Raw genomic sequence first — 26,162 nt, forward strand, 5'->3', positions numbered from 1 at the left:
CGCAAAACCGGGGCTACAGCCTTTTTCAAGTTTCAGAGGATTTAACATGAGCAACGTCGACCACGCCGAAATCGCCAAATTCGAAGCCCTGGCCCATCGCTGGTGGGACCGCGAAAGCGAGTTCAAACCGCTGCACGACATCAACCCGTTGCGGGTCAACTGGATTGATGAACGGGTCAATCTGGCCGGCAAGAAAGTCCTCGACGTCGGTTGCGGCGGCGGCATTCTCAGCGAAGCCATGGCCCAGCGTGGCGCCACCGTGATGGGCATCGACATGGGCGAAGCGCCGCTGGCGGTCGCGCAACTGCATCAGCTGGAATCCGGCGTCAGCGTCGAATACCGCCAGATCACCGCCGAAGCCCTGGCCGAAGAAATGCCCGAGCAGTTCGACGTGGTGACCTGCCTCGAGATGCTCGAGCACGTGCCCGATCCATCGTCGGTCATCCGCGCCTGCTTCCGCATGGTCAAGCCCGGCGGCCAGGTGTTCTTCTCGACCATCAACCGCAACCCGAAGGCGTACCTGTTCGCCATCATCGGCGCTGAATACATCATGAAGCTGCTGCCGCGCGGCACCCATGACTTCAAGAAATTCATCCGCCCGTCCGAACTCGGTGCCTGGAGCCGCATGGCCGGCCTGACCGTCAAGGACATCATCGGCCTGACCTACAACCCGCTGACCAAGCACTACAAGCTGGCCAACGACGTTGACGTCAACTACATGATCCAGACCCTGCGCGAGGAGTAAGCCGATGGCCATCAGAGCAGTTCTCTTCGACATGGACGGCACCCTGCTCGACACGGCGCCGGACTTCATCGCCATCTGCCAGGCAATGCGCGCTGATCGTGGCTTGCCGCCGATCAACGACAAGCACATTCGCGACGAGATTTCCGGCGGCGCCAAAGCCATGGTCGCGGTGACGTTTTCGATGGATCCGGAATCGCCGGGTTTCGAAGAACTGCGCCTGGAGTTCCTCGAGCGCTATCTGGTCGGCTGCGCCGTGCACAGTAAATTGTTCGACGGCATGGGCGAACTGCTCGCCGACATCGAGAAGGCCAACCTGATCTGGGGCGTGGTGACCAACAAGCCGCTGCGCTTTGCCGAACCGATCATGCAGCAGTTGGGGCTGGCCGAGCGTTCGGCACTGCTGATCTGCCCGGATCATGTGAAGAACAGCAAGCCGGATCCTGAGCCGTTGATCCTTGCCTGCAAAATGCTTGATCTGGATCCGTCGACAGTTCTGTTTGTGGGCGATGATCTGCGCGATATCGAATCGGGGCGCGATGCCGGTACGAAAACCGCTGCGGTGACGTTTGGCTACATTCACCCGGACGACAACCCACGCCATTGGGGCGCGGACGTGGTGGTGGATCATCCGTCGGAGTTGCGCAAGGTGCTCGATAGCGTGCTTTGCAGCTGCTGAAACCTGACGCAGAGCGTCATTGGCTGCATTCCCACGCGGAGCGTGGGAACGATCTGACTCTTAATGAGGTTTTTATGTTTGATTACTCCGCTCGTCCCGAATTGCTCAAGGATCGGGTCATTCTGGTCACCGGTGCCGGTCGTGGCATCGGCGCGGCCGCCGCAAAAACCTACGCCGCTCATGGCGCCACCGTTTTGCTGCTGGGCAAGACAGAAGCCAATCTGACCCAGATCTATGACGAGATCGAAGCCGCCGGGCATCCGCAACCGGCAGTCATCCCGTTCAACCTCGAAACCGCCCTGCCTCATCAATACGATGAACTGGCGGCAATGATCGAGACCGAGTTCGGCCATCTCGACGGCCTGCTGCACAACGCCTCGATCATCGGCCCGCGCACACCGATCGAGCAGTTGTCCGGCGAAAACTTCATGCGCGTCATGCAGGTCAACGTCAACGCCATGTTCATGCTGACCAGCACCCTGCTGCCGCTGCTCAAGCTGTCGCAGGATGCATCGGTGGTGTTCACCTCCAGCAGCGTCGGGCGCAAGGGCCGCGCTTATTGGGGCGCTTATGGCGTGTCGAAGTTTGCCACCGAAGGCTTGATGCAAACCCTGGCCGATGAAGTCGATGGTGTGGCGCCAGTGCGCTCGAACAGCATCAACCCGGGTGGTACGCGCACCAGCATGCGTGCCCAGGCCTATCCGGGAGAAAACCCGCTGAACAATCCGACGCCGGAAGAAATCATGCCGGTATACCTGTACCTGATGGGCCCGGACAGCACCGGCATCAATGGTCAGGCATTCAACGCGCAATAACTGCCATACGTCGCATTTGTTGCCGCGGCAGATTCCTGTCGCGGCAGGCATTTGCCGCTTGAGAGCGTCACAATCCAGTCAATTTTCCAGCACCCACCGCCCACCCTCTAAGCCAAACCATTGATTTAACAAGGTTTAAATAAAAACGAACCGAATGGCACGACTTTCGCTCTAATTTTCTTCAAAGCAAGCCGCGTGAAGGCAATGGGGCGAGGCCGATTTCGATAGCTTACTAATCGTCATCAGGCAGACTAAACTTACGCCAAACGTCCTACGGGACTGATGGATCAGTATGACGCGCAGCCCATAGCCGCTCTCACCCAGCCTGTAAGACAGACTTACCGCTAAGGGTTCACGCCATATGAAATCACCCTCCCAGACCAATGCAATTGACTTTGACAGTGCCAAATTGCAACGCCTGGGCTTTGGTCAACTGCCTCCCCTCCTGGAGCGACCGGCCAGTCTTGCGCAATTGCGCCAGCAAATGAGCCTGCAACTGCAAACCAGTCTTGAGCCGCAACGCATCCTCGGTCTGTTTTTCCGCGAAGTTCAGCGCCTTGTCCCGCTCGATGCCCTGAGCTATGTGCACCAGGGCAGCGACCTGCGCCTGGAGTTCGGCACTCGCGGTCACCATTCGATCAGCTATAGCCTCAGCCACGAAGGCGAGCACATGGGCGAACTGATATTCCGCCGCAACCAGCGCTTCAACGAACTGGATCAGGGCAACCTTGAATCGCTGTTGTCGTCGCTGCTGTACCCGATGCGCAATGCCCTGCTCTACCGCGCCGCCACGCAGAGCGCCCTGCGTGATCCGTTGACCGGCGCCGGTAACCGCATCGCCATGGAGCAGACCTTGCAGCGCGAGATCGATATGTCGCGTCGGCATGTGCAGCCGCTCTCGGTGCTGATGCTCGACATCGATCACTTCAAACGGGTCAACGACAGCCATGGTCACAGCGCCGGCGATGACGTACTTAAGGCCATCGCCGCGACAATCAAGGCGCAGTTGCGCAACGTCGACATGGTGTTTCGTTACGGTGGCGAAGAGTTTCTGGTGCTGCTGTCCAATACCAGCCGGGATGCGGCCGCAATGGTCGGCGAACGGTTGCGTTATGCGACGCAGGCAGCGGAATACTATGCGGATGGGCAGTTGATCGAATTGACTGTGAGCCTGGGATGTTCGACGTTGTTGCCGGGCGAATCGGCCGACAGCTTGCTGCGCCGCGCCGACAGCGCGCTGTATGTGGCCAAGCGTGAAGGTCGCAACCGGTTGGCCATGGCGGGCTGACTTTCCAGACACCCCAAAACTACTGTAGGAGTGAGCCTGCTCGCGATGACGATCTGACATTCAACACTGATGTTGACCGACAGTCCGCTATCGCGAGCAGGCTCACTCCTACATTTTTACGCGGTGTATCAGCTCTCGACTACCGCCCTGCGCTCTCGGTTGACCAACAAGCGCTCCGACGTTTCCAGTTGCATGCAACGCTCCAGAAAAAGATACATGTAGTCGTAGCTCTTGCACACCGCCTGACGCAGCTCGCTCTGCAAAGCCTTGCTCGGGTTCATACCGGCCAGCGTGCAAATGATTTCCAGCGCTTCCCATGGATGGGCATCGTCGTATTGTGCATGCATCTTCAGCCATTTCATCGCCCGCTTGCGCTCCTCCTCGGGAAACGCTGCAGCATACACTCCAGTGGAACAGACCAGCGCCGACCACTCCCCGGTCGCGCCTTCGATTGCATAGTTGGTGGCAGCGATCGCGACGATCAAAGAGTCAGCTGAACTGGTGTGCCAGCACCAATGACTCAAGGCATGCAGCTCGGGCGGCACGTGCTGGGCCTGAAGGTCTTCCAGGCTGACGCCATGTGCGCGACTCCAATGCACCCAGTAATCGGCATGGTTGAGCTCAACGCGGATATTGCGCATCAGCCAGCGGCGCGCCATGTCCTCACCGGGGTGACGGGCAAACCTGGTTTTGGTCAGGTTCTGCGCCATGTACAAGGCGAACTGTTCGACGACCGGCCAGCCGCCGATCAAGTACTGACGCATGGTTTTGGCACTGAGCTTGTTATCACGCATGCGCATGTACAACTCATGTTCGACAACCCGGCGTTTGCTCTCGCTGCAATCCTGGATCAACTGTTGTGCCCAGGCGGGATAACTTGCAGCTTCCATGAGTGGTCCGGTTCGGTTGAATGTGTCGATCACTGTTCGGCTCCTTTTGATTTGTGATTGTAAGGATCGGCAAGAGACTTCAACGGAACGTGCCAGGCGCCTTGAACAACAGCGGCTGCGGTCTGGCGGGCCGACTTTGCAAACTGTCACAGGTAAACAACTGTGGGCGTTCTATAACATACCCTTGAGCGTAATCCACACCAATTTCAAGCAATGCCTGCTCGATCTGGGTTGTTTCAACAAACTCGGCAATTGTCTGCTTACCCATGACATGCCCGATGTGATTGATCACTTCGACCATTGCGCGGTTAATCGGGTCGTCCAGCATATCCTTTACGAAACTCCCGTCGATCTTCAGGAAGTCTACAGGCAAATGTTTCAGATAAGCGAATGAAGACATTCCGGCGCAAAAATCATCTAACGAAAAGTAGCAACCTAAGCCTTTGAGTTCATTAATAAATCTAATTGCACTCCCAAGATTTGCAATTGCACTGGTTTCTGTAATTTCAAAACAAATCATTTCAGGCGGTATTGCGTAGTTAACAAACTGCTCGCGCAGAAAGTGCAAAAACGCGTCATCTCCTATAGTAATGCCTGACAGATTAATCGCACACATTGCTAAAGGACCTTCATGTTCTTGCGCAATACATTGAGCAATAACCTTGAATACGTTCTGAACTACCCAACGGTCCAGCTGACTCATCAACCCATAACGTTCAGCAGCAGGAATGAAACTGTCAGGCAGAATCATTCGCCCGGCTTCGTCGTGCAGACGCAAGAGAATTTCGATGTGCCCGCCCTTGCTGTCACTCGGCTTGAGTGGCGCGATTTCCTGGGCGTACAGACAAAAGCGGTCTTCTTCCAGCGCCATGTGCAGACGCTGCACCCAAGCCATTTCACCAAAGCGCAGCGACAGCTCGGAATCGTCGGCGTGGTAAACCTGCACGCGGTTACGGCCCTTTTCCTTGGCCATGTAGCAGGCCATGTCGGCAGCGCGCAGTGAGGCCTCAAGGGTCGTCGGGGTCTGCGCAACATGTACCAGACCAATACTCACCGTGGTCAGGAATGGCCGCCCTTTCCAGACAAAATGCAGATTCTGCACAGTCTGGCGCAGCGCTTCGGCGATTTTCTCCGCCGCCTCCGGTGCGCAGTTCTCCAGCAGAATGCCGAACTCATCACCGCCAAGCCGCGCCAGCGTATCGCCCTCGCGCAGTCCTGATTGCAGCAGCGTGCAGATGTGCCGCAACAGTTCATCGCCCGCAGCGTGACCACAGGTGTCGTTGACCAGTTTGAATTGATCGAGGTCGAGGAACATCAACGCATGTCGTCCGGCATGGCGCGTGAGATTGTGCAACGCCTGCTCCAGGCGATATTCGAACTCGCGACGGTTGGCCAGCCCGGTCAACGCGTCATGGGTGGCCTGCCACGACAGATTGGCGATGTATTGCCGTTCCTGAGTCATGTCATGCAGCACCAGCACCGTGCCGCTGACCTTGCCGGCGTTGCGGATCGGCGCACCGACCAGCGTCACCGACAACGTCGTGCCATCCAGACGCTGGATCAGTTTCGAATGTTCGCTGCCACCACTGAGTTTGCCGCTGAGAATGTGTTCGATCAGCGTCAGCCCCTCAGCCTGGGCATTATCGTCGAGCAAATTGAACAGCGCGGCCAGCGGCAGGCCGGCGGCTTGTTCAGCCTTCCAGTGGGTCATGGCTTCAGCGGCAGGGTTCATGTAATCAATCGCGCCGCTGACATCGGTGGTGATGACGCCGTCGCCAATCGAATGCAACGTGACGTGTGCCCGATCCTTTTCCAGTTGCAGTGCCTGGGCAAAGGCATGGCGCTGCTTGAGCAATTTATGCGTACGCAGCAACGCCAACACAATCAGGCCCAGCGCCGTGGCCAGATTGGTGAACAACAGCAAGCGCAGGATCATCCGCGAGCCTTCACCCAACGCGTCGCTAAAGGCCATGGCTGCCGGCGTGACGCCGTCATTGATGGCGAAAATCCGTGCCTTCCAGCGCTGGATGTCGGCCGGTGTCGCGCTGTTCTCTCTGATGTACTGGTGCATTTCGCGGGCGACATTGTCCAGTTCGACCAGATACGCATCGCCCAGCGTCCAGCGGTCGATGGCGGTTTCCAGATAGCTGAAATGACGAAAGTTGAGGTACAGCCAGATCAGGCTCGAAACGTCATCCGGGTGATTGCCGCCCTTGAGGATGCCATCGCGCGCGGCCTGCAAATCCGGTGGCTGGTGATCCAGCGCCAGACGCAATTGATGCCCGCCCTGCGGCACGGCAATCGCAGTCTGATACTTGAGGTATATCGCTTCGTCGCGGCTGTCGGCATACAGGTTGAGGTAATAGATCGCGTCTTTCTGGCCCTTGGACCACAGACTTTCGCCAGCGACATAACCGCGAACGGCCGACAGAACGTAAAGACTCACGCCCCCCAACAATGCCTGAAACAGCACGACGGCAATAAATGGCCAGACGATGCCCAACAACCGTGGCGTTCCGAGAGTCCTTTTTTGCTTCATGAGGTCCTTTGCGCACGCACTGCCATCATCAAAGAGGAGATCGCTAACCTAGCCTAGGGGGCGATCCCCCTTCCGGCAAGCAGGACACTTCAACTCGCGATACATATGTACCGCACCGAGAGCACAGAATACTTCGACACTGACGGCCATCGAACACTTCTGAGCCGCTCCCCATGAACTTACCGGTAACCCCGCAGCAACGCCACACCGCTCAACAGGCCGAATACCGCGCAATGATCGCGGCGATGCGTGCTGTGCACAGCGCAGCCACCTCGCTGGAGAGCTTTTACCTGTCGCCGCAAGCCCATTCTCGCCTCGGCCTGGCACACGATCATGCGCAACGCCTGTTTCTTGCGCTGATCGAGGACGCCGGCGACCCACTGCTGACCCGGCAGCTGCAAGCATCGAAGGGACTCACCTACGTCAGCGCTGCGGCCAATCATTGCCGCTTCACCACTTCCAGGGGTGATGACGGTGATGAGGTTTACACCATCAAGGACGTGACCCAGACGACTGGCAAGATTCGTCAGTTCCAGCGCGCGTTGCTGAGTATAGGTGGACACCTGCGTTCCAACAGGCTGCTGCCATTGGCGCAGCTTGTGAGTTTTTCCGGCTTTACGCTACCCGCCGAAAAGGATGCCTCTGGCTTGGCCCGGCTGATCGACGAGGTCGAGGAACAACGCGCCAGCCATCGATTGAACCTGCCAAACAGCCCGCAGTTGGCGGCATTGATGAGCGGCGACGACATCGCGGTTATTCACGATGTGATCGGGGCGTTTGTCAGCGGTAAAGAGCTATCGCTGATCAACTACCTGGCCAGAGAAGTCACGCCTGCCTACACGCTCAAGCAACTGCAAACCCTGCCTGCAACCTGTCTGGAACGCCTGCTCGACACACCATCGGCCCAACGCCTTGGCCAGCGTCTGCTGCAAACACTGGGTTGGTACGGCGCCCTCCCCGATGAACAGACGATTCCCGACATCGCTGCGCATCTGTTTCTGGAAGCATTGCGCCTGTGGTACGACGTCCCCCGACAGGGCCATTCGATGCAGGTTGCCGGGTATTCGCTGGAACCACGCCATCACTATGGGAAAAGCTACGCAGACATTCGCGAGGAATTTTTCCAGCATCTGGAAGAATCGCAACAAGCCTCGACACAGGCTGAAAAGGCTTTATTGGGATGGGTGTGCCTGGCGCAGTTTCCCTTCGATTTTCAGGTTCGCGGTATCCCTGATGATCTGCCGTACGGGGCTTCGGCGGTCTGGGTCAATTTCGTGCACGGCGTGCAACTCGCGCATGCCCTCGACCCCGAATCGTTGCAACAAATGACCTTTCAACAGTTGATCGACTTGCCGATGAAAAAAAGCGCAAACGCCAACGCCGAGCTGATGACCGTGATTACCTTGACCCGAGTTGCGGCCGCACAGACTTGGGCCATGGCAACCGGCGCACGGCCAGCGGCCGAAACTGACGACGATCAACCTTTCGGGCACGACGCCCTGCAGGCGCTGGAGGATCATAAAGCGCAACTGAACGAAGCGATTCTGTGTCTGGATATCGAGCCGCCACAACGGCTGGCACTGGCCAAACAGCAATTGCATCGAGCGCTTGCCAACGACCTGTACGACCACACCAGGATTCACCTCAAGCGCCATCACCATCAACCGCCAAACCGTGCCCGGCGCAGCATCTTTGACACTCCCGACGTGACGTTGCCAATCTGGCCATTGCTGGAGGTCTATGCATCCGGCGGGCTGGAACCCGACACTCGGTGGTATGTCAGCGATAACGGCAAGACCACCAGTGAATGGATCAGCCTGTCGGCAGACCGAACGCTGAGGAGCGGCTTTATCAACGCCAAAGGCCCTGGTCAGCCGCTATCGCGCTTCCCGCACATGAGGACCTTGCCCGATATCAAATCGTTGTTCGACAAGCAGTTCAAGGGTTACCTGCGCAAGCTCAAGAATGCCTATGAGTACCTGATAAAAACTCAATTGGTCACCCTGCCATGGGCAGACCGCCAGGCGCTGGAGCACGGCGAAGTGAGGGCTTACTGTCTCAGGGATCAGGCCCACAACATCGCTGGTCGTTCGGAATCGCCCGAAAGCATGCAACTGCAGCGGGCGCGCATGGGCTTTATTCTGCGCGCGAGCTATCGGGGTTCTGAGCATTTTTACGAATGTCTGCCGCGCGCCGGTGTGATACGCAAACGCGGGGATGTGTCCGTCTCGCATCTCGACGGACTGCTGTCGCGAAGGCCTCCGCCAAAAGACGGAAAAATCCAGGACGAAGGCCTCGCCAGGGTCCACCTGCACCGCCTGCCATTCGATTTGAACGCCCACAAGAAAGGTTCGATCCCCAAGCGCGGTGCTTTTTGCCTCGCCGTTCTCGACCCGCTGGGCGACGCTCTTGCCCCTTCGGCTATTCCCGAGGCACACCACAACACCTGGGCAAACCTGACGTTTACCTCGGCGAGAACCGTGCAGATCAGCGCGCTCGTCGCTACCGATCATTTGTATGTCGATGAGAAGGCGTTGTACAGCGAAGCGTGGGGAGAAACCCGCTTCGAACGCGAAGGCCTCAACAAGCACTGGATACATGCACTGAAGGGATTTATCCCGTTCTGGGGCGGCCTCGAAGACCTGCAATCGAACGATCCCGGCAAACGTGCGCTGGGCATCTTTGGAATACTCCTCGACATCGTGTCGTTCGCGATTCCCTTGGGCAAGTTCGTCGCCGGCAGCATCCGTCTCGCCGTCGTAGCCGGCAAAATGGCCATACGCGTCGCGCTGCCAAGCATGGCGCAGTTGTCTAAAAAGCTATTGCTGTCCAGCCTGAACAACCTCAACCCCCTGGATGCCGCGCCGGCCCTGCTCAGCCTTGGTGGCAAGGGGTTGACCAGCACTGTGCGGGCCGTGATTCATCTGGAAAAAAAGGCATTATCGCGACTCAAACGCCTCGCCGGCACAAGCGCTGAATATGACCTGCTGCACAGTCTTCCCCAAGCACTCGACGTCGGTCGCTGGAAACCCTTGAGCCACTCGGACCAATTGGCCGCGGTCAAAGGCATCGATGACGTTCCGGTGCGCAACGTTGCCATCAGCGACTTCAGTTATCACGTGCTGGACCCGCTGTCGGAGCGTCCATTTGGCCCACGGTTGACGCGCCAGGAGCATGATTTTGCTTTGGGGCGCTCCAGCTACAACGGCGTGGACAAAACGGCCAATCAGATCACCATCAAGCTACCCGAAAAAACCCGTGTGCAGCACTTGCCTGAAGCTGACGGACACCACACCGTGCTGATCGACGACGCGCCGTATCGACTCGACGGCGAAGAGCTGCGGCGGGTCGATCTGATCGATGACAGCCGAAACTGGACGTTACTACCCTGCCGGCCGCGACGCGCACCTGGGCGCCAGGACGACTGCCGCGTCAGCTACACCACGGGCGAACCGGCACCGACTCCAGCTCTTGGCACGGTGGACAAAGACAAAGGCTACGCCCCATGGTTCGGCGACAGGATCTCGGAACCGGCCGCGCTGGCCAGGCAAAACGGTACCTTTCTGGCGGTCGACGCCAAGCTGTACCGAATCCTCGATAACCGCCCGACGCTGTTCAGAGATGATCTCGCCCGCCTTGGATTCAGAAATGGCCGGCTGATACCCAGGCAGCAGATTCAGGCAACATTGCAATTTCGCAAAGGGATTTTCGCCCGCGTAAAGACCGGCGGGAGTTATGACGGGATCAATGACACGCATCAGATCGGAGCGATTCTGGTCCCCGCCATCGACGATTCGGCCTCTTACGTTTTTCTGCGGATCAACAGCCATGAGTACTATCTGGCGAGCATCCGTAAAGGAGAAATCCCGGGCAACCGTTTGACGTTCAATCGCCTGTCGCCTGCCGAACTGGCCAACGACACACTGGGCGCCGAACTACTGACGGTTTACACCGGATCGCTGCACGCCAACAACATCGTGCGCATCCATGGGCTCGAAGCGGTGCAGCGCGCCATGCATACCATGGAGCAGATCGCTATTCCCATCGGCACCAGTGCGCTACCGGCGAACAATATGAAATGGCTGAAAGTCGACACCAGCCCGGGCGAAGCGTTGATGTTCGATCACTCCACTCGAATGATCGTCACCCGATTGCCCGAGGGTGCCGCCACGTGGACACGCAGCAAAGAAGCGCCAGAAGCCTTTCGATTGAAAACCGCGGAAATATTCGACACGCTGTTTCTGTCACCGACCATCAACCCGGCCAATAGCAGCGCGGCATTGCGCATCGACGGCGCGATGCAGAAGTTGCAAAACCTGCTGCCCATGCGCGAACGCCCGGTCAACCCACGCAACATCGCATTCGCCGAAGTCACCACCGCCAGCGGCCAGCGGGAAATTTACGTCAGCGTCTCCGGCGCACAGGGCAGCACCCAGCGCCTGCCGTTGTTTCGGCACATGGGCGGCGAACATGTGCGGATCGGGCAGACTACCTACATCAATATCGACTACAACTCTGCCTTCCCGCGCACATCTCTGGAAGTGACCGAGCAAGGTCAACTGCTGGCGGTGCCGCTGACCATCAAGGAGCTGAAAACCTACCAGCCGACACAGACCAGCCGCCCCACTTCGCTGGACAGTGAAAGCAAGCTGATCAGTGTGATTCGCGAGAAATACCCGGACCCGACGGAAATTCGTGCAATCGACATCGCCACGACCATGCGCCCGTGCGAGTCCTGTTCAGTGGTGATGAAGCAGTTCGGTCATGACGGCGGGGACGCCGCACTGCAAGTGCTCTGGGGTTGATTACAGGCGCTGCAGATGCCCGTAAAGCTTGGCGTACAAGCCACCATCGGCAATCAGTTGCTGATGGTCGCCATCCTCGGCCACTTGGCCGCCATCGAACACCAGCACCCGATCCGCCTGCTTCACCGCCGACAGGCGATGGGCAATGATCAGCGTGGTGCGGCCATTGAGAAAGCGTGCCATGGCCTGATGCAGGTTGTACTCGGTGGCAGCGTCGAGGGCTGAGGTGGCTTCGTCGAGGATTACCACTTTCGGCTCGGCAAGGATCATCCGCGCAATGGCCAGACGCTGACGCTGACCACCGGAAAGGCGCACGCCGGAGCGACCGACGATGCTGTCGAGACCGTCCGGCAAGGCCCGAATGGTCGCTTCCATCTGCGCGACTGCCAATGCCTGCCAGCACGCTTCGTCGCTGCGGGTGCGGCCCATGGTCAGGTTGGCACGTACGGTGTCGTTGAACAGCGCCGGGTGTTGCAACACAACGGCGACGTTCTCCCTGACCAGTTCCAGGCCGATTTCCTGCTGGGTCGAACCACCGAAGCGGATGGTTCCCGCCAGTGGCGTATAAAGCCCCAACAACAATTGCACCAAGGTACTTTTGCCGCCGCCACTGGCACCGACAATCGCCACTTTCTCGCCGGGTGCGATGGACAGGTTCATCTGGTCCAGGACCAGCTCATCGCCGTAGCCAAAACTCAGTCCTTGCACCTCGATCCCCACGGTATCGCGGCCCTTGAACGGATCTACGCCACCAGGATATTGCGGCTCATCGGCACGCGCGAGCAGCTCGTTGATCCGCGTCAGCGCTCCGCCGGCTGCGTAGTAGGCGTACTGCAGATTGAGCAACTGTTCGACCGGGCCGATCATGAACCACAGGTAACTGAACACCGCGAGCATCTGCCCGATCGACAGGTCGGAGAACAGCACGGTGAGCATCGCCGCCGCGCGAAAAATATCGATGCCGAACTGGAACAGCAGACCGCTGGCGCGATTGGAGGCGTCGGTTTTCCATTGGGAGTTGACCGCGTAGTTGCGCACTTCCTGCGCACGCAGACCGAGGCGCCCGAGGAAGTAGCCCTGGCGATTACCGGCGCGCACTTCCTGGATCGCATCGAGGGTTTCGCTCAGCGCCTGAGTGAAGCGCGACGTGCTGTCGTTCTCGAGTTTCTTCAGGTGTTTTACCCGCTTGCCCAACTGCACCGTGGCGTAGATCACCAACGGGTTGAACAGCAGAATCAGCAGCGCCAGCTTCCAGTGCATCCACATCAGGATGCTCGCGGTGCCGACGAGGGTCAGCATCGCCACCAGAAAACGGCTGAGGGTTTCGCCGACGAACTTGTCGAGGGTATCCAGATCAGTGACCAGGTGCGTCGTCACCGTGCCGCTGCCAAGGCTTTCGTATTCACCGAGGGAAATCCGCTTCAGCCGATCAATCAGACGCACGCGGATGCGATAGACAATGTCCTTGGCCAGCCGCGCAAACAGCCGCGCCTGCAACACACCAAAACACAACGCGCTGCAACGCAGAGTCAGCGTGACCACCAGCATCAGGCCGATGTAACCCGCCGCCTGCTGCCACATCGTGGGCAGCACGTGGTTCATCACTTTCAGTGCTGCATCGCCGTGGCCGAGCAGGACTTCGTCGACCAGCAACGGCAACAGCAACGGGATCGGCACGCTGCACAGCGTCGCCAGCACGGCCACGCCGTTGGCGATCCACAGGGATTTTTTGTGATGCAGTGCCAGACGCCGGACTTCTGCCCAGCTCAGCCGGTCGACACGCTTTACGGCTGGCGTGTCATCGGCCAGGTCAGACACAGGCCGCACGTTCCAGCCAGCGACCGAGCAAAGGCGAGAGTTCGCTGAGTGGTTGGTAGCCGTTGGTCAGCAGCGCCAATTGACCATTGCGCTCGGCGAGCAGGGTCGGGAATCCGGCGATCCCCAGATCCTGCACCCAACTGAAATCGGCCTGGGTTGCCTTGTGTTGATCGCCATGATCGAACAGCGCGGCAAATTCGATACGCGGGACGCCGGCCTGCTCTGCCAGCGCCACCAGCACACTGGCCTGGGTGACATCGCGACCTTCAGCGTAAAACGCCTGCTGGATCAGTCCGACCAGGGTCCACGCGCAGTCCGGGGCCAGACTGCGCGCAGTAACGATCGCCCGGCAGGCCGGTTCAGTGTCGTAGACAAAACCGTCGGGCAACGCGCCTTCGAACTTGAACGGCTGGCCAGTGGCCTCGGTGACCGCTTGCCAGTGTTCAAGAATATAGCGACGCGTGGTCGGCTCCAGCGCCGAACCGCTGCCGGTGCGCAAACCGCCAACCACCAGATGCAACTCGACCCCGGCTGCTTGCGCCTGCTCGACCAATGCCTTGGCCACCGGAGCAAAACCCCAGCACCATGAACACATCGGATCCATCACATAGAGCAGACGTGAAGACATGGTTAAGCCTCGGTGGATGCTTGCTTGTAGTTGTAGCCGATCGGGTGCGGCATGTTGCGCGCCTTGGCCAGTTCGATCTGCTTCTGCCGATCAATGGCGCTGCGCCGGGTCTTCTCGCTCAGTTTGTCCCAGCAATGCGGGCAACTGATGCCGGCGACGTAATGCTCGGAGGCGCGATCTTCAACGCTGACCGGTGTGCGGCAGGCATGACATTGATCGTAGTCGCCTTCGCTGAGGTCGTGACGCACGGTCACGCGGTTGTCGAACACGAAGCAGTCGCCCTGCCACTTGGTTTCTTCCTGCGGCACCTCTTCGAGGTACTTCAGAATACCGCCCTTGAGGTGGTAGACCTCTTCGTAGCCTTCGCCGAGCATGTAGCTCGAGGCTTTTTCGCAGCGGATGCCGCCGGTGCAGAACATCGCGACCTTCTTGTGCACGGCCGGGTTGAAATGCTCTTTGATGTAGTCGGGAAATTCGCGAAAGCTGGTGGTTTTCGGATCGATGGCGCCTTCGAAGGTGCCGATCGACACTTCGTAATCGTTGCGCGTGTCGATCAACAGCACTTCCGGGTCGCTGATCAACGCGTTCCAGTCTTGCGGATCAACGTAGGTGCCGACCTTTTTGTTCGGGTCGACGCCTTCGACACCGAGGGTGACGATCTCTTTCTTCAGTTTGACCTTGGTGCGATAGAACGGCTGCTCGTCGCAGTACGACTCTTTGTGATCGATGTCGATCATGCGTGGGTCGTTCTTCAGCCAGGCGAGCAGGCCGTCGATGCCTTCGCGGGTGCCGGACACCGTGCCGTTGATGCCTTCTTCGGCGATCAGCAGAGTGCCTTTGATCTGGTTGTCGACCATCGCTTGCAGCAGGGGCTCGCGCAGGTTGACGTAATCTTCGAGGGTGACGAACTTATACAGTGCCGCCACGACAATCGGTTGTGTCATGGGTATTTCTCCAGGTGGCTACCCTCGCAAAGGGTGAACCGGATTGAAAAAAAAACGCGCCGGGTGAGCGGCGCGTTGCGGATTCTAGCAAAAAACCGAAGCTTAATGCTTGCTGCCGCCGGCACAGGTTGGCGACGCCGGAGCGGCGCCGATCTCTGCCCATTCCTGCGGGGTGTAGGTGTGCAGCGCCAACGCATGGAACTCGCCCATCAGCTCGCCGAGCGTGCCGTAGACTTTCTGGTGGCGCTTGACCCGGTTCAGGCCGTCAAACTGCGCGCTGACCACCACTGCCTTGTAGTGCGTCTGCAACCCGCGACTGTGCATGTGGCTTTCATCCAGCACTTGCAGATGTTCGGGCTGAAGCAGGGCCAGCGTCGATTCGATGCGTTGTTGCATGGTCATCACGAACTCCGCTTACTTCTTCTTGGCCGGTGCAGCTGCAGGAGCCAGCTCTTTGGTCATGTCGTCGAGCAGCTTGTTGACGACCGGTACGGCGCTTTCCAGTTTGGCCTGGGTCATCTGGGCCGATTGCTGCGTCAGCTGCGGCATTTTTTCCAGCACTTTCTTGCCCAGTGGCGACTGGTAGAACGCGACCAGATCCTTCAGCTCCGATTCGCTGAAGTTGGTGGTGTAGAGCTTGACCATGTCCGGCTTCAGCTTGTTCCAGCCAATGGCCTGGTCGAGCGCGGCGTTGGCCTTGGCCTGGTAGGTTTCCAGAACGGCTTTCTTGGCTTCCGGGGCTTTGGTCTGCTCGAAACGCTGAGCGAACATTTGCTGCACTTGCATGTACACCGGAGTGCCCAGCTTGTCAGCGTGCGCCAGGGTCAGAAAAGCTTCAGCACTGGCGTTGTGGCTGGCGGTATCGGCAAGCACCTGGCCGCTGGCGCAAACCAGTGCAACCGCGGTGCAGATGGCACGAAGACGAGTCATCGAGTTTCCTTTTCAGCTAGGCGAGGTCAAACCCCAAGGGCGACCATTCTGCGCCTAAAAAACGCTGCGGCTCAACCCCCGAGCCTTGCCGCGCTTGATTGGCCGGGTTTTACCGGTCAACAATCGGCTCGATGGAACCACCACGGCCGATGCCGGCCTAAACTGCGCAAACAGACCAACAGGAGTGTGCACGATGAGCCGTATCGAAACCGACAGCCTGGGCCAGATCGAAGTCCCGGACGACGCCTACTGGGGTGCTCAGACGCAACGCTCGCTGATCAACTTCGCCATCGGTCAGGAGCGCATGCCGTTGCCGGTGCTGCACGCCCTGGCCCTGATCAAGAAAGCCGCCGCCCGCGTCAATGACCGCAACGGCGACCTGCCCGCCGACATCGCCCGCCTGATCGAACAGGCAGCCGACGAAGTGCTCGACGGTCAGCACGATGAACAGTTCCCGCTCGTCGTCTGGCAGACCGGCAGTGGCACGCAGAGCAACATGAACGTCAACGAGGTGATCGCCGGTCGCGCCAACGAACTGGCCGGCAACCCGCGCGGCGGCAAGACGCCGGTGCACCCCAACGATCACGTCAATCGCTCGCAAAGCTCCAACGACTGCTTCCCCACCGCCATGAGCATCGCCACCGCGCAAGCCGTGCAGGAACAACTGCTGCCGGCGATCGCCGAGCTGTCCGGCGGTTTGGCCGAGCTGGCCGCGCGGCACATGAAACTGGTGAAAACCGGGCGCACGCACATGATGGACGCGACGCCGATTACCTTCGGTCAGGAGCTGTCCGGGTTCATAGCGCAACTCGATTACGCCGAACGCGCTATTCGCGCCGCACTGCCAGCGGTGTGTGAACTGGCTCAGGGCGGTACAGCGGTTGGCACCGGGCTGAACTCTCCGCACGGTTTTGGTGAAGCGATTGCCGCTGAGCTGGCGGCGCTGTCTGGTCTGCCATTCGTTACCGCGCCGAACAAGTTCGCGGCGCTGGCCGGCCACGAACCGCTGACCAGCCTCTCCGGCGCACTGAAAACCCTCGCCGTGGCGCTGATGAAAATCGCCAACGACCTGCGTCTGCTTGGCTCCGGGCCCCGCGCAGGTTTTGCCGAGGTGCGGTTACCGGCCAATGAGCCGGGCAGTTCGATCATGCCGGGCAAGGTCAACCCGACGCAGTGCGAAGCGCTGTCGATGCTCGCCTGTCAGGTGCTGGGCAACGACGTGACCATCGGCATTGCCGCCAGTCAGGGTCACTTGCAGTTGAACGTGTACAAACCGGTGATCATCCACAACCTGCTGCAATCGATTCGCTTGCTTGCCGACGGTTGCAGCAACTTCCAGCAGCACTGCATTGCCGGGCTGGAGCCGGATGCCGAGGTCATGGCGCGACATCTTGAGCGTGGGTTGATGCTGGTGACGGCGCTGAACCCGCACATCGGCTATGACAAGTCGGCGGAGATTGCCAAGAAGGCTTACAGCGAAGGACTGACCTTGCGTGAGGCGGCGTTGGCGTTGGGGTATCTGACCGATGAAGAGTTTGATGCGTGGGTGCGGCCGGAAAACATGATCGAGGCTGGCGCCAAGGGTTAAAAAGCAAAAGATCGCAGCCTTCGGCAGCTCCTACATGCGACCTGTGTAGGAGCTGCCGCAGGCTGCGATCTTTTGATCTTCAGGCCATACGCATCCGCCGCGCCCTGAGCCCGGCAATCAACGACGGCCCCAACGCCACCAGCGCCGAGCCCAACACCACCAGCACCGCCCCGCCATACCCGAGCCCGTTGATCTGCTCGGCATGCACGTATTCCGGCCAGATCCGCGCCGCAATCGCCACCGCGCCAAACGTCACCAGCGGCGTGATCGCCAACGTCGCACTGACCCGCGATGCCTCCCAATGGGCCAGCGCTTCAGCAAATGCACCGTAGGCAATCAACGTGTTCATGCAGCACGCCAGCAGCAGCCAGCCCTGCAGCGGGCTCAGACTCAGTGCTTCGAGCGGATGCACCCACGGCGTCAGCAATAACGCGCAGAACAGGTAGATCACCATCATCACCTGCAGCGAATTCCATACCGTCAGCAGTTGTTTCTGGCCCAGCGCATAGAACGTCCAGACCGTCGACGCCAGTAACACCAGCAAAACACCAGCGGTGTAATCCGACAGCGACGTCAGCAACTCCGCTAGCCGTTGATTGAAGAACAGCACAAACCCGATCAACAGCACCACCAGGCCAATGCCCTGGCCGATGCTGAAACGCTCCTTGAACACAAACAGACTGGCGATCAGCAACATGATCGGGCCCATTTGCACCACCAATTGCGCGGTGCCGGGGCTGAGCAGATTGAGGCCCATCAGGTACAACACATAGTTGCCAACCAGGCCGAGCACTGCCATCAGCACCAGCCAGCCGCCCTTGGGCCCGAGCACTTTGCGACTCGGCAGGCGCTTGACCGAAGCCAAGTAAATGAACAGGCAACCACCGGACACCAGCAGACGAAACCAGGTCACAGTGACCGGGTCCATCACCATCAGGACTTGCTTGAGTTTGATCGGCAGGATGCCCCACAGAAACGCGGTCAGCAGCGCCAGGAACAGACCGTAGACCCAGCGACCGGATGAAATGTGCATGGAAACCCCAAAAGCCTGCTGACAAGTGCGCTCATTCTAGGCGCGCTACCTGGCCCGACACAGGGACAGTTGCGCTCAGGACGCGAATGAAACTGTGCAGGTCGCAGCATTTAATTGACGCGTTGCCGTTGATCGGCTGAGCGCGCGCGCCAAGTGCTTCACGCATAAGCTCATTGGATCCCTTCCAGCACAGCAGCCAAGGAGACCGATCATGTTAGGAATGCGCGCCCGCGACAGCGCCCCCGAAATGCACTTTCGCAGCGACCGGGTGTGCCGGGTCAATGGCGAACTGTTTTTCAGCACTCGGGAGAATACCCTTGAGGGGCCTTTCGACAGTGCCGAGAAGGCTGAGCAGGAAATAAAGGCTTATATCGCGCGGATGCAGCTTCTGGATTCCAATCGGACAACCGGTTGATGCCATCGCGAGCAGGCTCACTCCTACAGGGGAACGCATTCCAACTGTAGGAGTGAGCCTGCTCGCGATAGCAATCGACAGGTCTGCAAAACTCTTTTTGCCCTAGCGAACTGCCTCAAACAACCCCGTCGCCCCCATCCCGCCACCCACACACATCGTCACGATCCCATAACGCAAATTACGCCGCTGCAACTCACGCACCAGATGCCCGACCTGCCGCGATCCGGTCATGCCGAACGGGTGACCAATGGAAATCGAGCCGCCATTGACGTTGTACTTGTCGTTGTCGATCTCCAGCCGATCCCTGCTGTACAGGCACTGCGAAGCAAACGCCTCGTTCAATTCCCACAGATGGATATCCGCCAGCTGCAAGCCCTTGGCCTTGAGCAGTTTCGGTACCGAAAACACCGGACCGATGCCCATCTCGTCCGGCTCGCAACCGGCCACGGTAAAGCCACGGAAAAACGCTTTCGGCTTGAGCCCCAGTTGCAAGGCTTTCTCCAGGCTCATCACCAGTGTCATCGACGCACCGTCGGACAGCTGCGACGAGTTGCCCGCCGTCACCGACCCGTCTTCGGCAAATACCGGTTTCAGCCCGGCGAGGCTTTCATACGTGGTGTCCGGACGGTTGCAGTCGTCGCGATCGACCACGCCGTCGAGGATCTGCACCTCGCCGGTGTTCTTGTCCTCGACGCGATATTTCACCGCCATCGGCACGATTTCATCGTTGAACAACCCGGCGGCCTGCGCCTGAGCGGTACGAATCTGACTTTGCAGGGAATAACGATCCTGCGCCTCACGGCTGACGCCATAGCGCCGCGCGACCACTTCGGCAGTCTGCCCCATCGTGTAATAGATGCCCGGCGCCTGCTGTTTGAGCAGCGGGTTGATCAGGTGATCGGTGTTGACGCTTTTCATCGTCAGGCTGATTGATTCAACGCCGCCGGCGACGATGATGTCGCTGCAGCCCGAAGCAATCTGGTTGGCAGCAATCGCGATCGCCTGCAGGCCCGACGAGCAGAAACGGTTGAGGGTCATGCCGGCGGTGCCGGTGCCCAGACGCGAGAGCACCGCGACGTTGCGGCCGATGTTGTAGCCCTGCGCACCTTCGTTGGAGCCGGCGCCGACGATGCAATCTTCGACGCTGGCCGGGTCGATGTCATTGCGCTCAAGCAGCGCGTTGACACAATGAGCCGCCATGTCATCGGGACGGGTCTGGTTGAACTTGCCGCGAAAGGATTTGGCCAGGCCAGTCCGCACGCTGTCGACGATCACCACTTCACGCATGGCATACCTCATTGTTGTGGTCAGTTGAGAGTGGACCGAGCATAAGTCCACTGCATCAACGACCGCGACAATCATTCACCCCGCGTATGCGCGTCTATCGGCTCAGTCCTTGTGCTTCTTGGCGTGCTTGTCGGATTTCTCGAAGGCTTCTTCCAGCGCACGGTTGATCGTGCGCAGCACCTTGACCCGCGCCCAGCGCTTGTCATTGGCCTCGACCAGCGTCCAGGGCGAGATTTCGCTGCTGGTGCGATCGACCATATCGCCCACGGCGGCGCGGTAATCGTCCCACTTGTCACGGTTGCGCCAGTCGTCTTCGGTGATCTTGAAGCGCTTGAACGGGATTTCCTCACGCTCCTGGAAACGCTCCATCTGCGTGTCTTTATCAATGGCCAGCCAGAACTTGACCACGATCACTCCGGCGTCAGCCAGTTGCTCTTCGAAGTCGTTGATCTCGCCATAGGCGCGCAGCCAGTCGGCGGGTGTACAAAAACCTTCGATACGCTCCACCAGCACTCGGCCGTACCAGGAGCGGTCGAACACGGTGAACTTGCCGCGCGCCGGAATATGTCGCCAGAAACGCCACAAGTACGGCTGCGCGCGCTCCTCTTCGGTCGGCGCAGCAATCGGCACGATGTTGTATTGACGTGGATCGAGCGCCGCCGCAACTCGACGGATCGCTCCGCCCTTGCCGGCCGCGTCATTGCCTTCGAACACCGCGACCAGTGCGTGGCGACGCATGCGTTTGTCGCGCATCAACCCGGACAACCGCGCCTGCTCGGTGATCAATTGTTCCTCGTAGTCCTTCTTGTCCAGACGCTGGGTCAGGTCGAGGCTGTCGAGCAGGTTGAGGTGATCCACCGGTGTACCCAGCGGTGCGGCGCTGACATCATGCGGATGAACGTCCGGGCGCTTCAGCGCACTTTGCAAACCCTCGAGGAGAATCTTGCCAACGGCCAGGCTGCGGTAGTTGGCATCCATGCCTTCGATGACATGCCATGGCGCGTAGTCGCGACTGGTACGGCGCAGCACACGTTCACCATATTTGACAAACTTGTCGTAGGTTTGCGATTGCTGCCAGTCCAGCGGGCTGATGCGCCAGCTGTGCAGAGGGTCGTCGGCCAGTGCTTTGAGCCGCGCTTTCATCTGTTTCTTGGACAAGTGAAACCAGAACTTGAAGATCAGCGCGCCTTCGTCGCAGAGCATCTTTTCCAGGCGTTCGGCACCAGCGATAGCCTGATCCAGGCGCGGATCCTTGAACAGCCCATGCACCCGCCCCTGGAGCATCTGGCTGTACCAATTGCCGAAGAAAATCCCCATCCGCCCCTTCGCCGGAAGCATCCGCCAATAGCGCCACGCCGGTGGCCGCGACAGTTCTTCATCGGTCTGCTGATCGAAGGTGCGCACCTCGATCAGGCGCGGGTCCATCCATTCGTTGAGCAACTTGACCGTCTCGCCCTTGCCCGCTCCTTCGATGCCGTTGATCAGGATGATCACCGGGAAGCGCTTCTGTTGCTGCAATTCGAACTGCGCCTCCAACAGTGCTTCACGCAGCGCGGGGACGGCGGCCTCGTAGGTGTCTTTGTCGATGGCGTGACCGATTTCTGCGGATTCAAACATGGGACGGCTCCTTCCAGGGTTCAGCAAGACTAGCGGATGATGACAACCTCTGAACAGATCGCAATCTGCGGCAGTCCCTGCATTGGAATACGATCCACCCTGCAGGAGTTGCCGCAGGCTGCGATCTTTTGCCATTTTCCACGACACCCCCGAATCAAGCCTTGCCATGGATCAAGCAGCCCTCGTCCGATCAGCTAGAATGGCCGCCTTGTCGTTGCCGAGCCTGCCATGAAACCTGTATTGCCCCACGCCCAACTCGACTGGGATGACCAGGGACGCCCGCGTTCGCGCGTGTTCGATGACGTGTATTTTTCCGACAAGTCAGGTCTGGATGAAACCCGTTATGTGTTCCTCGAACAAAACCGTCTGGCCGAACGGTTTGCCGCCTTGTCGGCAAGCGGTCGCCTGGTCATCGGCGAAACCGGCTTCGGCACCGGGCTGAATTTTCTCTGCGCCTGGCAGTTGTTCGAGCAACACGCGGTGGCCGGTGCGCGGTTGCATTTCGTCAGCGTCGAAAAGTACCCGTTGAGCCCGGCCGATCTGCAACGGGCATTGGCACTGTGGCCAGAGCTCAAGCCACTGGCTGATCAGTTGCTCAAGCATTATGTAGCGATCCATCAGGGTTTCCAGCGCATCACCTTGGCCAACGGTCGCGTCACCCTGACCCTGCTGATCGGCGATGCGCTGGAACAACTGCCGCAACTCGACGCGCAGATCGACGCCTGGTTTCTCGATGGCTTCGCCCCGGCGAAAAACCCGGATATGTGGACGGCTGAACTGTTCGTCGAGCTGGCACGCCTGGCGGCACCCGGCTCGACCATCAGCACGTTTACCAGTACCGGGTGGGTACGGCGCTTGCTCAACGCTGCCGGGTTCAAGATGAAACGCACGCCCGGCATCGGCCACAAGTGGGAAATCCTCCGTGGCGAGTTCCTTGGCTGGCCGCCGGAAGTCGCCCCACCCGTCCCTGAAAAGCCCTGGTTCGCCCGCCCTGCTGCCGTCAACGGTGAACGTCGGGCGCTGGTGATCGGCGCCGGTCTGGCCGGTTGCGCCACGGCATCCAGCCTGGCCGCACGCGGTTGGCAGGTGAGTCTGCTTGAGCGTCACGCTCGCGTGGCGCAAGAAGCCTCGGGCAATCCACAGGGCGTGCTGTATCTGAAGTTGTCTGCGCATGGCACGGCGTTGTCGCAGTTGATCGTCAGCGGTTTCGGCTACACCCGACGTCTGCTGGAAAGCCTGCAACGCGGCACGGACTGGGACGACTGTGGCGTGCTGCAACTGGCGTTCAATGCAAAGGAAGCCGAGCGTCACGCGCAATTGGCGGCGGCATTCCCGGAGGATTTGCTGCAATGGCTGGAGCAACCCGAGGCGCAAAACCGCGCCGGGGTCGGCCTGGCCCACGGTGGTTTGTACTACCCCGAAGGCGGCTGGGTGCATCCGCCCGCGTTGTGTCAGGCGCAAGCGGCGCAGGCGAATATCGAACTGCTCAGCCATCAAGAAGCGCTGGAGCTACGCAAGATCGATGACCAGTGGCAAGCGTTCGACGGCGAGCGCTTGCTCGCCAGCGCTGCGGTGGTGGTGCTGGCCGGCGCTGCCGAGATCAAGCGTTTTGCGCAAAGTGCCGAATTGCCGCTCAAACGCATTCGCGGGCAAATCACCTGCCTCGCCGAAACGCCGCAAAGTCAGGCGCTGACTACGGTGGTTTGCGCCGAAGGCTACGTCGCCCCTGCGCGTTTGGGCGAACATACTCTCGGTGCCAGTTTTGACTTCAACAACGATGATCTGAATCCGACCACCGCTGAACACGTGGGCAATCTGGCGATGCTCGAAGAGATCTCTACCGATCTCGTCACGCGCCTGCACATCAGCGAACAGCTGGTCGAAGATCTTCAGGGCCGCGCAGCCTTTCGTTGCACCAGCCCGGATTATCTGCCGATCGTTGGCCCTCTCGCTGACCGCGAAGCGTTTCTCGAGGTGTACGCGGCACTGAGCAAAGATGCCCGTCTGGTTCCGGACATTGCCTGCCCATGGCTTGATGGTCTGTACGTCAACAGCGGTCACGGCTCGCGCGGCCTGATCACCGCGCCACTGTCGGGTGAATTGCTAGCCGCCTGGCTCGATAACGAACCGTTGCCGCTACCAAGAAGTGTCGCCGAAGCCTGCCATCCGAACCGCTTTGCCTTGCGCCGCCTGATTCGCGGCAAATGACTGGATACCACGGGCGCCGCAACAGTGCCCCGCCGGTCTGACGCCGTCACTTATAACTTATCGTTCTAAAACTCCCACAACCGCACCGGGTCAGTTTCTGAGTAGCGGCCATGTCGGCCGCTGAAGAAACACCCTCCCCAACGGAAAAACCGGTAAGGACTTTATGTGCGGATTAGCTGGCGAGTTACGTTTTGATCAACAACCTGCAGACCTTGCAGCCATCGAGCGAATCACCCATCACCTGGCGCCTCGCGGCCCCGACGCGTGGGGCTTTCATGCCCAAGGGCCGATTGCCCTGGGCCATCGTCGCCTGAAAATCATGGACCTGTCGGACGGCTCGGCGCAGCCGATGATCGACAGCCAACTGGGCCTGTCGCTGGCCTTCAACGGCGCGATCTACAACTTCCCGGAATTGCGCGCTGAGCTCGAAGCGCTGGGCTATGCCTTCTACTCCGGTGGCGACACCGAGGTGCTGCTCAAGGGTTACCACGCCTGGGGCGAAGCGCTGCTGCCGAAACTCAACGGCATGTTCGCGTTTGCCATTTGGGAGCGCGACGCCAAGCGTCTGTTCATTGCCCGCGACCGTCTCGGCGTCAAGCCGCTGTACCTGTCGCGCACCGGTCAGCGCTTGCGTTTTGCTTCGGCCCTGCCGGCGCTGCTCAAGGGTGGCGACATCAACCCGATCCTCGATCCGGTGGCGCTTAACCATTACCTGAATTTCCACGCCGTGGTGCCTGCTCCACGCACTTTGTTGGCGGGCATTGAAAAGTTGCCGCCAGCCACCTGGATGCGCGTTGAAGCCGATGGCACCACCGAACAGAAAACCTGGTGGACCCTGCCCTACGGCCCACACGACGATGAGAAAAATCTGACCCTGGAAGACTGGGTCGATCGCGTCCTCGACAGCACCCGCGAGGCGGTGGCGATTCGTCAACGTGCGGCAGTCGATGTTGGCGTGCTGCTGTCCGGCGGTGTCGATTCGAGCATGCTGGTCGGTCTGTTGCGTGAAGTCGGCGTCGAGAACCTCTCGACCTTTTCCATCGGTTTCCAGGATGCCGGCGGTGAGCGCGGCGACGAGTTCCAGTATTCGGATCTGATCGCCAAACACTACGGCACCCAGCACCATCAATTGCGCATCGACGAAAAAGAAATCATCGAGCAATTGCCCGCCGCGTTCCGCGCGATGAGCGAGCCGATGGTCAGCCATGACTGCATCGCCTTCTATCTGCTGTCCCGTGAAGTGGCCAAGCACTGCAAGGTGGTGCAGAGCGGCCAAGGCGCGGATGAGCTGTTCGCCGGTTATCACTGGTACCCGCAAGTCGACGGCGCGGCCGATCCTTACGCGGCCTATCGCAACGCGTTTTTCGACCGCAGTTACGACGACTACGCCGCCACCGTGCAACCGCAATGGCTGACCGAGAATGATGCTGCCGGCGACTTCGTCAAGGAACATTTCGCCCAGCCCGGCGCCGATGCGGCCGTGGACAAAGCGCTGCGTCTGGACAGCACGGTGATGCTGGTCGACGACCCGGTCAAACGCGTCGACAACATGACCATGGCCTGGGGTTTGGAAGCGCGCACGCCGTTTCTCGATTATCGACTGGTCGAACTGTCGGCGCGTGTACCGGGCCAATTCAAGCTGCCCGATGGTGGCAAGCAAGTCTTGAAAGAAGCTGCACGCCGAGTGATTCCGAGCGAAGTGATCGACCGCAAAAAAGGCTATTTCCCGGTGCCCGGCCTCAAGCACTTGCAGGGCGATACGCTGAACTGGGTGCGCGAACTGCTGCTCGATCCGAGTCAGGATCGCGGCCTGTTCAACCCGGCCATGCTCGACAAATTGCTGACTGATCCGCAAGGCCAACTGACGCCGTTGCGCGGTTCGAAACTGTGGCAACTGGCGGCCCTGAACCTGTGGCTCAGTGAACAAGGAATCTGA

Annotated in this window: 19 protein-coding genes; 9 read left to right on the forward strand and 10 right to left on the reverse strand. The window is 59.6% G+C overall.

Features of this window, described 5'->3' with window-relative positions:
• Positions 1-46 precede the first annotated feature (46 nt).
• From ubiG to CQ009_RS06810, 4 genes are all read left to right on the forward strand, one after another.
• On the forward strand, positions 47-745 hold the full coding sequence (gene ubiG, locus CQ009_RS06795; RefSeq protein ID WP_007908399.1) for a bifunctional 2-polyprenyl-6-hydroxyphenol methylase/3-demethylubiquinol 3-O-methyltransferase UbiG: 699 nt from the start codon (positions 47-49) through the stop codon (positions 743-745).
• Positions 746-749: 4 nt separating this feature from the next.
• Positions 750-1,421 carry an N-acetylmuramic acid 6-phosphate phosphatase MupP gene (mupP, locus tag CQ009_RS06800; RefSeq protein WP_105705251.1) on the forward strand — a complete coding sequence of 224 codons (672 nt, stop codon included), beginning with the start codon at positions 750-752 and terminating at the stop codon, positions 1,419-1,421.
• A gap of 74 nt (positions 1,422-1,495) precedes the next feature.
• Positions 1,496-2,236: a YciK family oxidoreductase gene (locus CQ009_RS06805; protein ID WP_016986965.1), complete on the forward strand. Its 741-nt coding sequence runs from the start codon at positions 1,496-1,498 to the stop codon at positions 2,234-2,236.
• 361 nt (positions 2,237-2,597) lie between these two features.
• The gene (locus CQ009_RS06810; RefSeq protein ID WP_064391448.1) at positions 2,598-3,524 is read left to right on the forward strand and encodes a GGDEF domain-containing protein; all 927 of its coding nucleotides are present in this window, start codon (positions 2,598-2,600) and stop codon (positions 3,522-3,524) included.
• Positions 3,525-3,652: 128 nt separating this feature from the next.
• Here the strand turns inward: CQ009_RS06810 and CQ009_RS06815 are convergent, their stop codons facing one another.
• Entirely contained in the window at positions 3,653-4,414 is a 762-nt protein-coding gene (locus tag CQ009_RS06815; protein ID WP_371920174.1) for a TenA family transcriptional regulator, read from the reverse strand.
• 79 nt (positions 4,415-4,493) lie between these two features.
• A complete protein-coding gene (locus CQ009_RS06820) occupies positions 4,494-6,953 on the reverse strand; it encodes an EAL domain-containing protein (protein WP_105705252.1) in 2,460 nt (819 codons plus the stop codon).
• A 173-nt stretch (positions 6,954-7,126) separates the two neighbouring features.
• On the opposite strand from CQ009_RS06820, the gene CQ009_RS06825 reads away from it, so the two are divergent.
• Positions 7,127-11,758 (forward strand): deaminase domain-containing protein, encoded by a 4,632-nt coding sequence (locus CQ009_RS06825; protein WP_105705253.1) that lies wholly within the window; start codon positions 7,127-7,129, stop codon positions 11,756-11,758.
• On the opposite strand, the gene CQ009_RS06830 is transcribed toward CQ009_RS06825, so the two are convergent.
• From CQ009_RS06830 to CQ009_RS06850, 5 genes are all read right to left on the reverse strand, one after another.
• The gene (locus CQ009_RS06830) at positions 11,759-13,576 is read right to left on the reverse strand and encodes an ABC transporter ATP-binding protein (RefSeq protein WP_105705254.1); all 1,818 of its coding nucleotides are present in this window, start codon (positions 13,574-13,576) and stop codon (positions 11,759-11,761) included. It lies immediately after the preceding gene.
• Complete coding sequence (locus CQ009_RS06835) at positions 13,569-14,171, reverse strand: DsbA family protein (RefSeq protein ID WP_177431007.1); 603 nt, start codon at positions 14,169-14,171, stop codon at positions 13,569-13,571. Before CQ009_RS06835 ends, CQ009_RS06830 begins: the two co-directional genes overlap by 8 nt.
• Before the next feature lie 35 nt (positions 14,172-14,206).
• Entirely contained in the window at positions 14,207-15,148 is a 942-nt protein-coding gene (locus CQ009_RS06840; RefSeq protein WP_064391454.1) for a rhodanese-related sulfurtransferase, read from the reverse strand.
• 102 nt (positions 15,149-15,250) lie between these two features.
• On the reverse strand, positions 15,251-15,550 hold the full coding sequence (locus CQ009_RS06845; protein ID WP_064391455.1) for a BolA family transcriptional regulator: 300 nt from the start codon (positions 15,548-15,550) through the stop codon (positions 15,251-15,253).
• Between the two features lie 12 nt (positions 15,551-15,562).
• Complete coding sequence (locus CQ009_RS06850; protein ID WP_064391456.1) at positions 15,563-16,078, reverse strand: DUF2059 domain-containing protein; 516 nt, start codon at positions 16,076-16,078, stop codon at positions 15,563-15,565.
• Positions 16,079-16,271: 193 nt separating this feature from the next.
• Between CQ009_RS06850 and CQ009_RS06855 the strand changes: the two genes are divergently transcribed.
• Positions 16,272-17,666: a class II fumarate hydratase gene (locus tag CQ009_RS06855; RefSeq protein ID WP_105705256.1), complete on the forward strand. Its 1,395-nt coding sequence runs from the start codon at positions 16,272-16,274 to the stop codon at positions 17,664-17,666.
• A gap of 79 nt (positions 17,667-17,745) precedes the next feature.
• Here the strand turns inward: CQ009_RS06855 and CQ009_RS06860 are convergent, their stop codons facing one another.
• Positions 17,746-18,699 (reverse strand): DMT family transporter, encoded by a 954-nt coding sequence (locus tag CQ009_RS06860; RefSeq protein WP_105705257.1) that lies wholly within the window; start codon positions 18,697-18,699, stop codon positions 17,746-17,748.
• Between the two features lie 211 nt (positions 18,700-18,910).
• Here CQ009_RS06860 and CQ009_RS06865 point away from each other — a divergent pair, with 211 nt between their 5' ends.
• A complete protein-coding gene (locus tag CQ009_RS06865) occupies positions 18,911-19,114 on the forward strand; it encodes a DUF6316 family protein (RefSeq protein WP_064391459.1) in 204 nt (67 codons plus the stop codon).
• Positions 19,115-19,216: 102 nt separating this feature from the next.
• Here the strand turns inward: CQ009_RS06865 and CQ009_RS06870 are convergent, their stop codons facing one another.
• Positions 19,217-20,401 (reverse strand): thiolase family protein, encoded by a 1,185-nt coding sequence (locus CQ009_RS06870; protein WP_105705258.1) that lies wholly within the window; start codon positions 20,399-20,401, stop codon positions 19,217-19,219.
• Between the two features lie 102 nt (positions 20,402-20,503).
• Positions 20,504-22,018 (reverse strand): polyphosphate:AMP phosphotransferase, encoded by a 1,515-nt coding sequence (gene pap, locus CQ009_RS06875; RefSeq protein WP_105705259.1) that lies wholly within the window; start codon positions 22,016-22,018, stop codon positions 20,504-20,506.
• A gap of 228 nt (positions 22,019-22,246) precedes the next feature.
• On the opposite strand from pap, the gene mnmC reads away from it, so the two are divergent.
• A complete protein-coding gene (mnmC, locus tag CQ009_RS06880; RefSeq protein WP_105705260.1) occupies positions 22,247-24,226 on the forward strand; it encodes a bifunctional tRNA (5-methylaminomethyl-2-thiouridine)(34)-methyltransferase MnmD/FAD-dependent 5-carboxymethylaminomethyl-2-thiouridine(34) oxidoreductase MnmC in 1,980 nt (659 codons plus the stop codon).
• Positions 24,227-24,389: 163 nt separating this feature from the next.
• Positions 24,390-26,162 (forward strand): N-acetylglutaminylglutamine amidotransferase, encoded by a 1,773-nt coding sequence (locus CQ009_RS06885; protein ID WP_105705261.1) that lies wholly within the window; start codon positions 24,390-24,392, stop codon positions 26,160-26,162.

The sequence above is a fragment of the Pseudomonas sp. MYb2 genome, from assembly GCF_002979955.1.
Taxonomy (GTDB): Bacteria; Pseudomonadota; Gammaproteobacteria; order Pseudomonadales; family Pseudomonadaceae; genus Aquipseudomonas.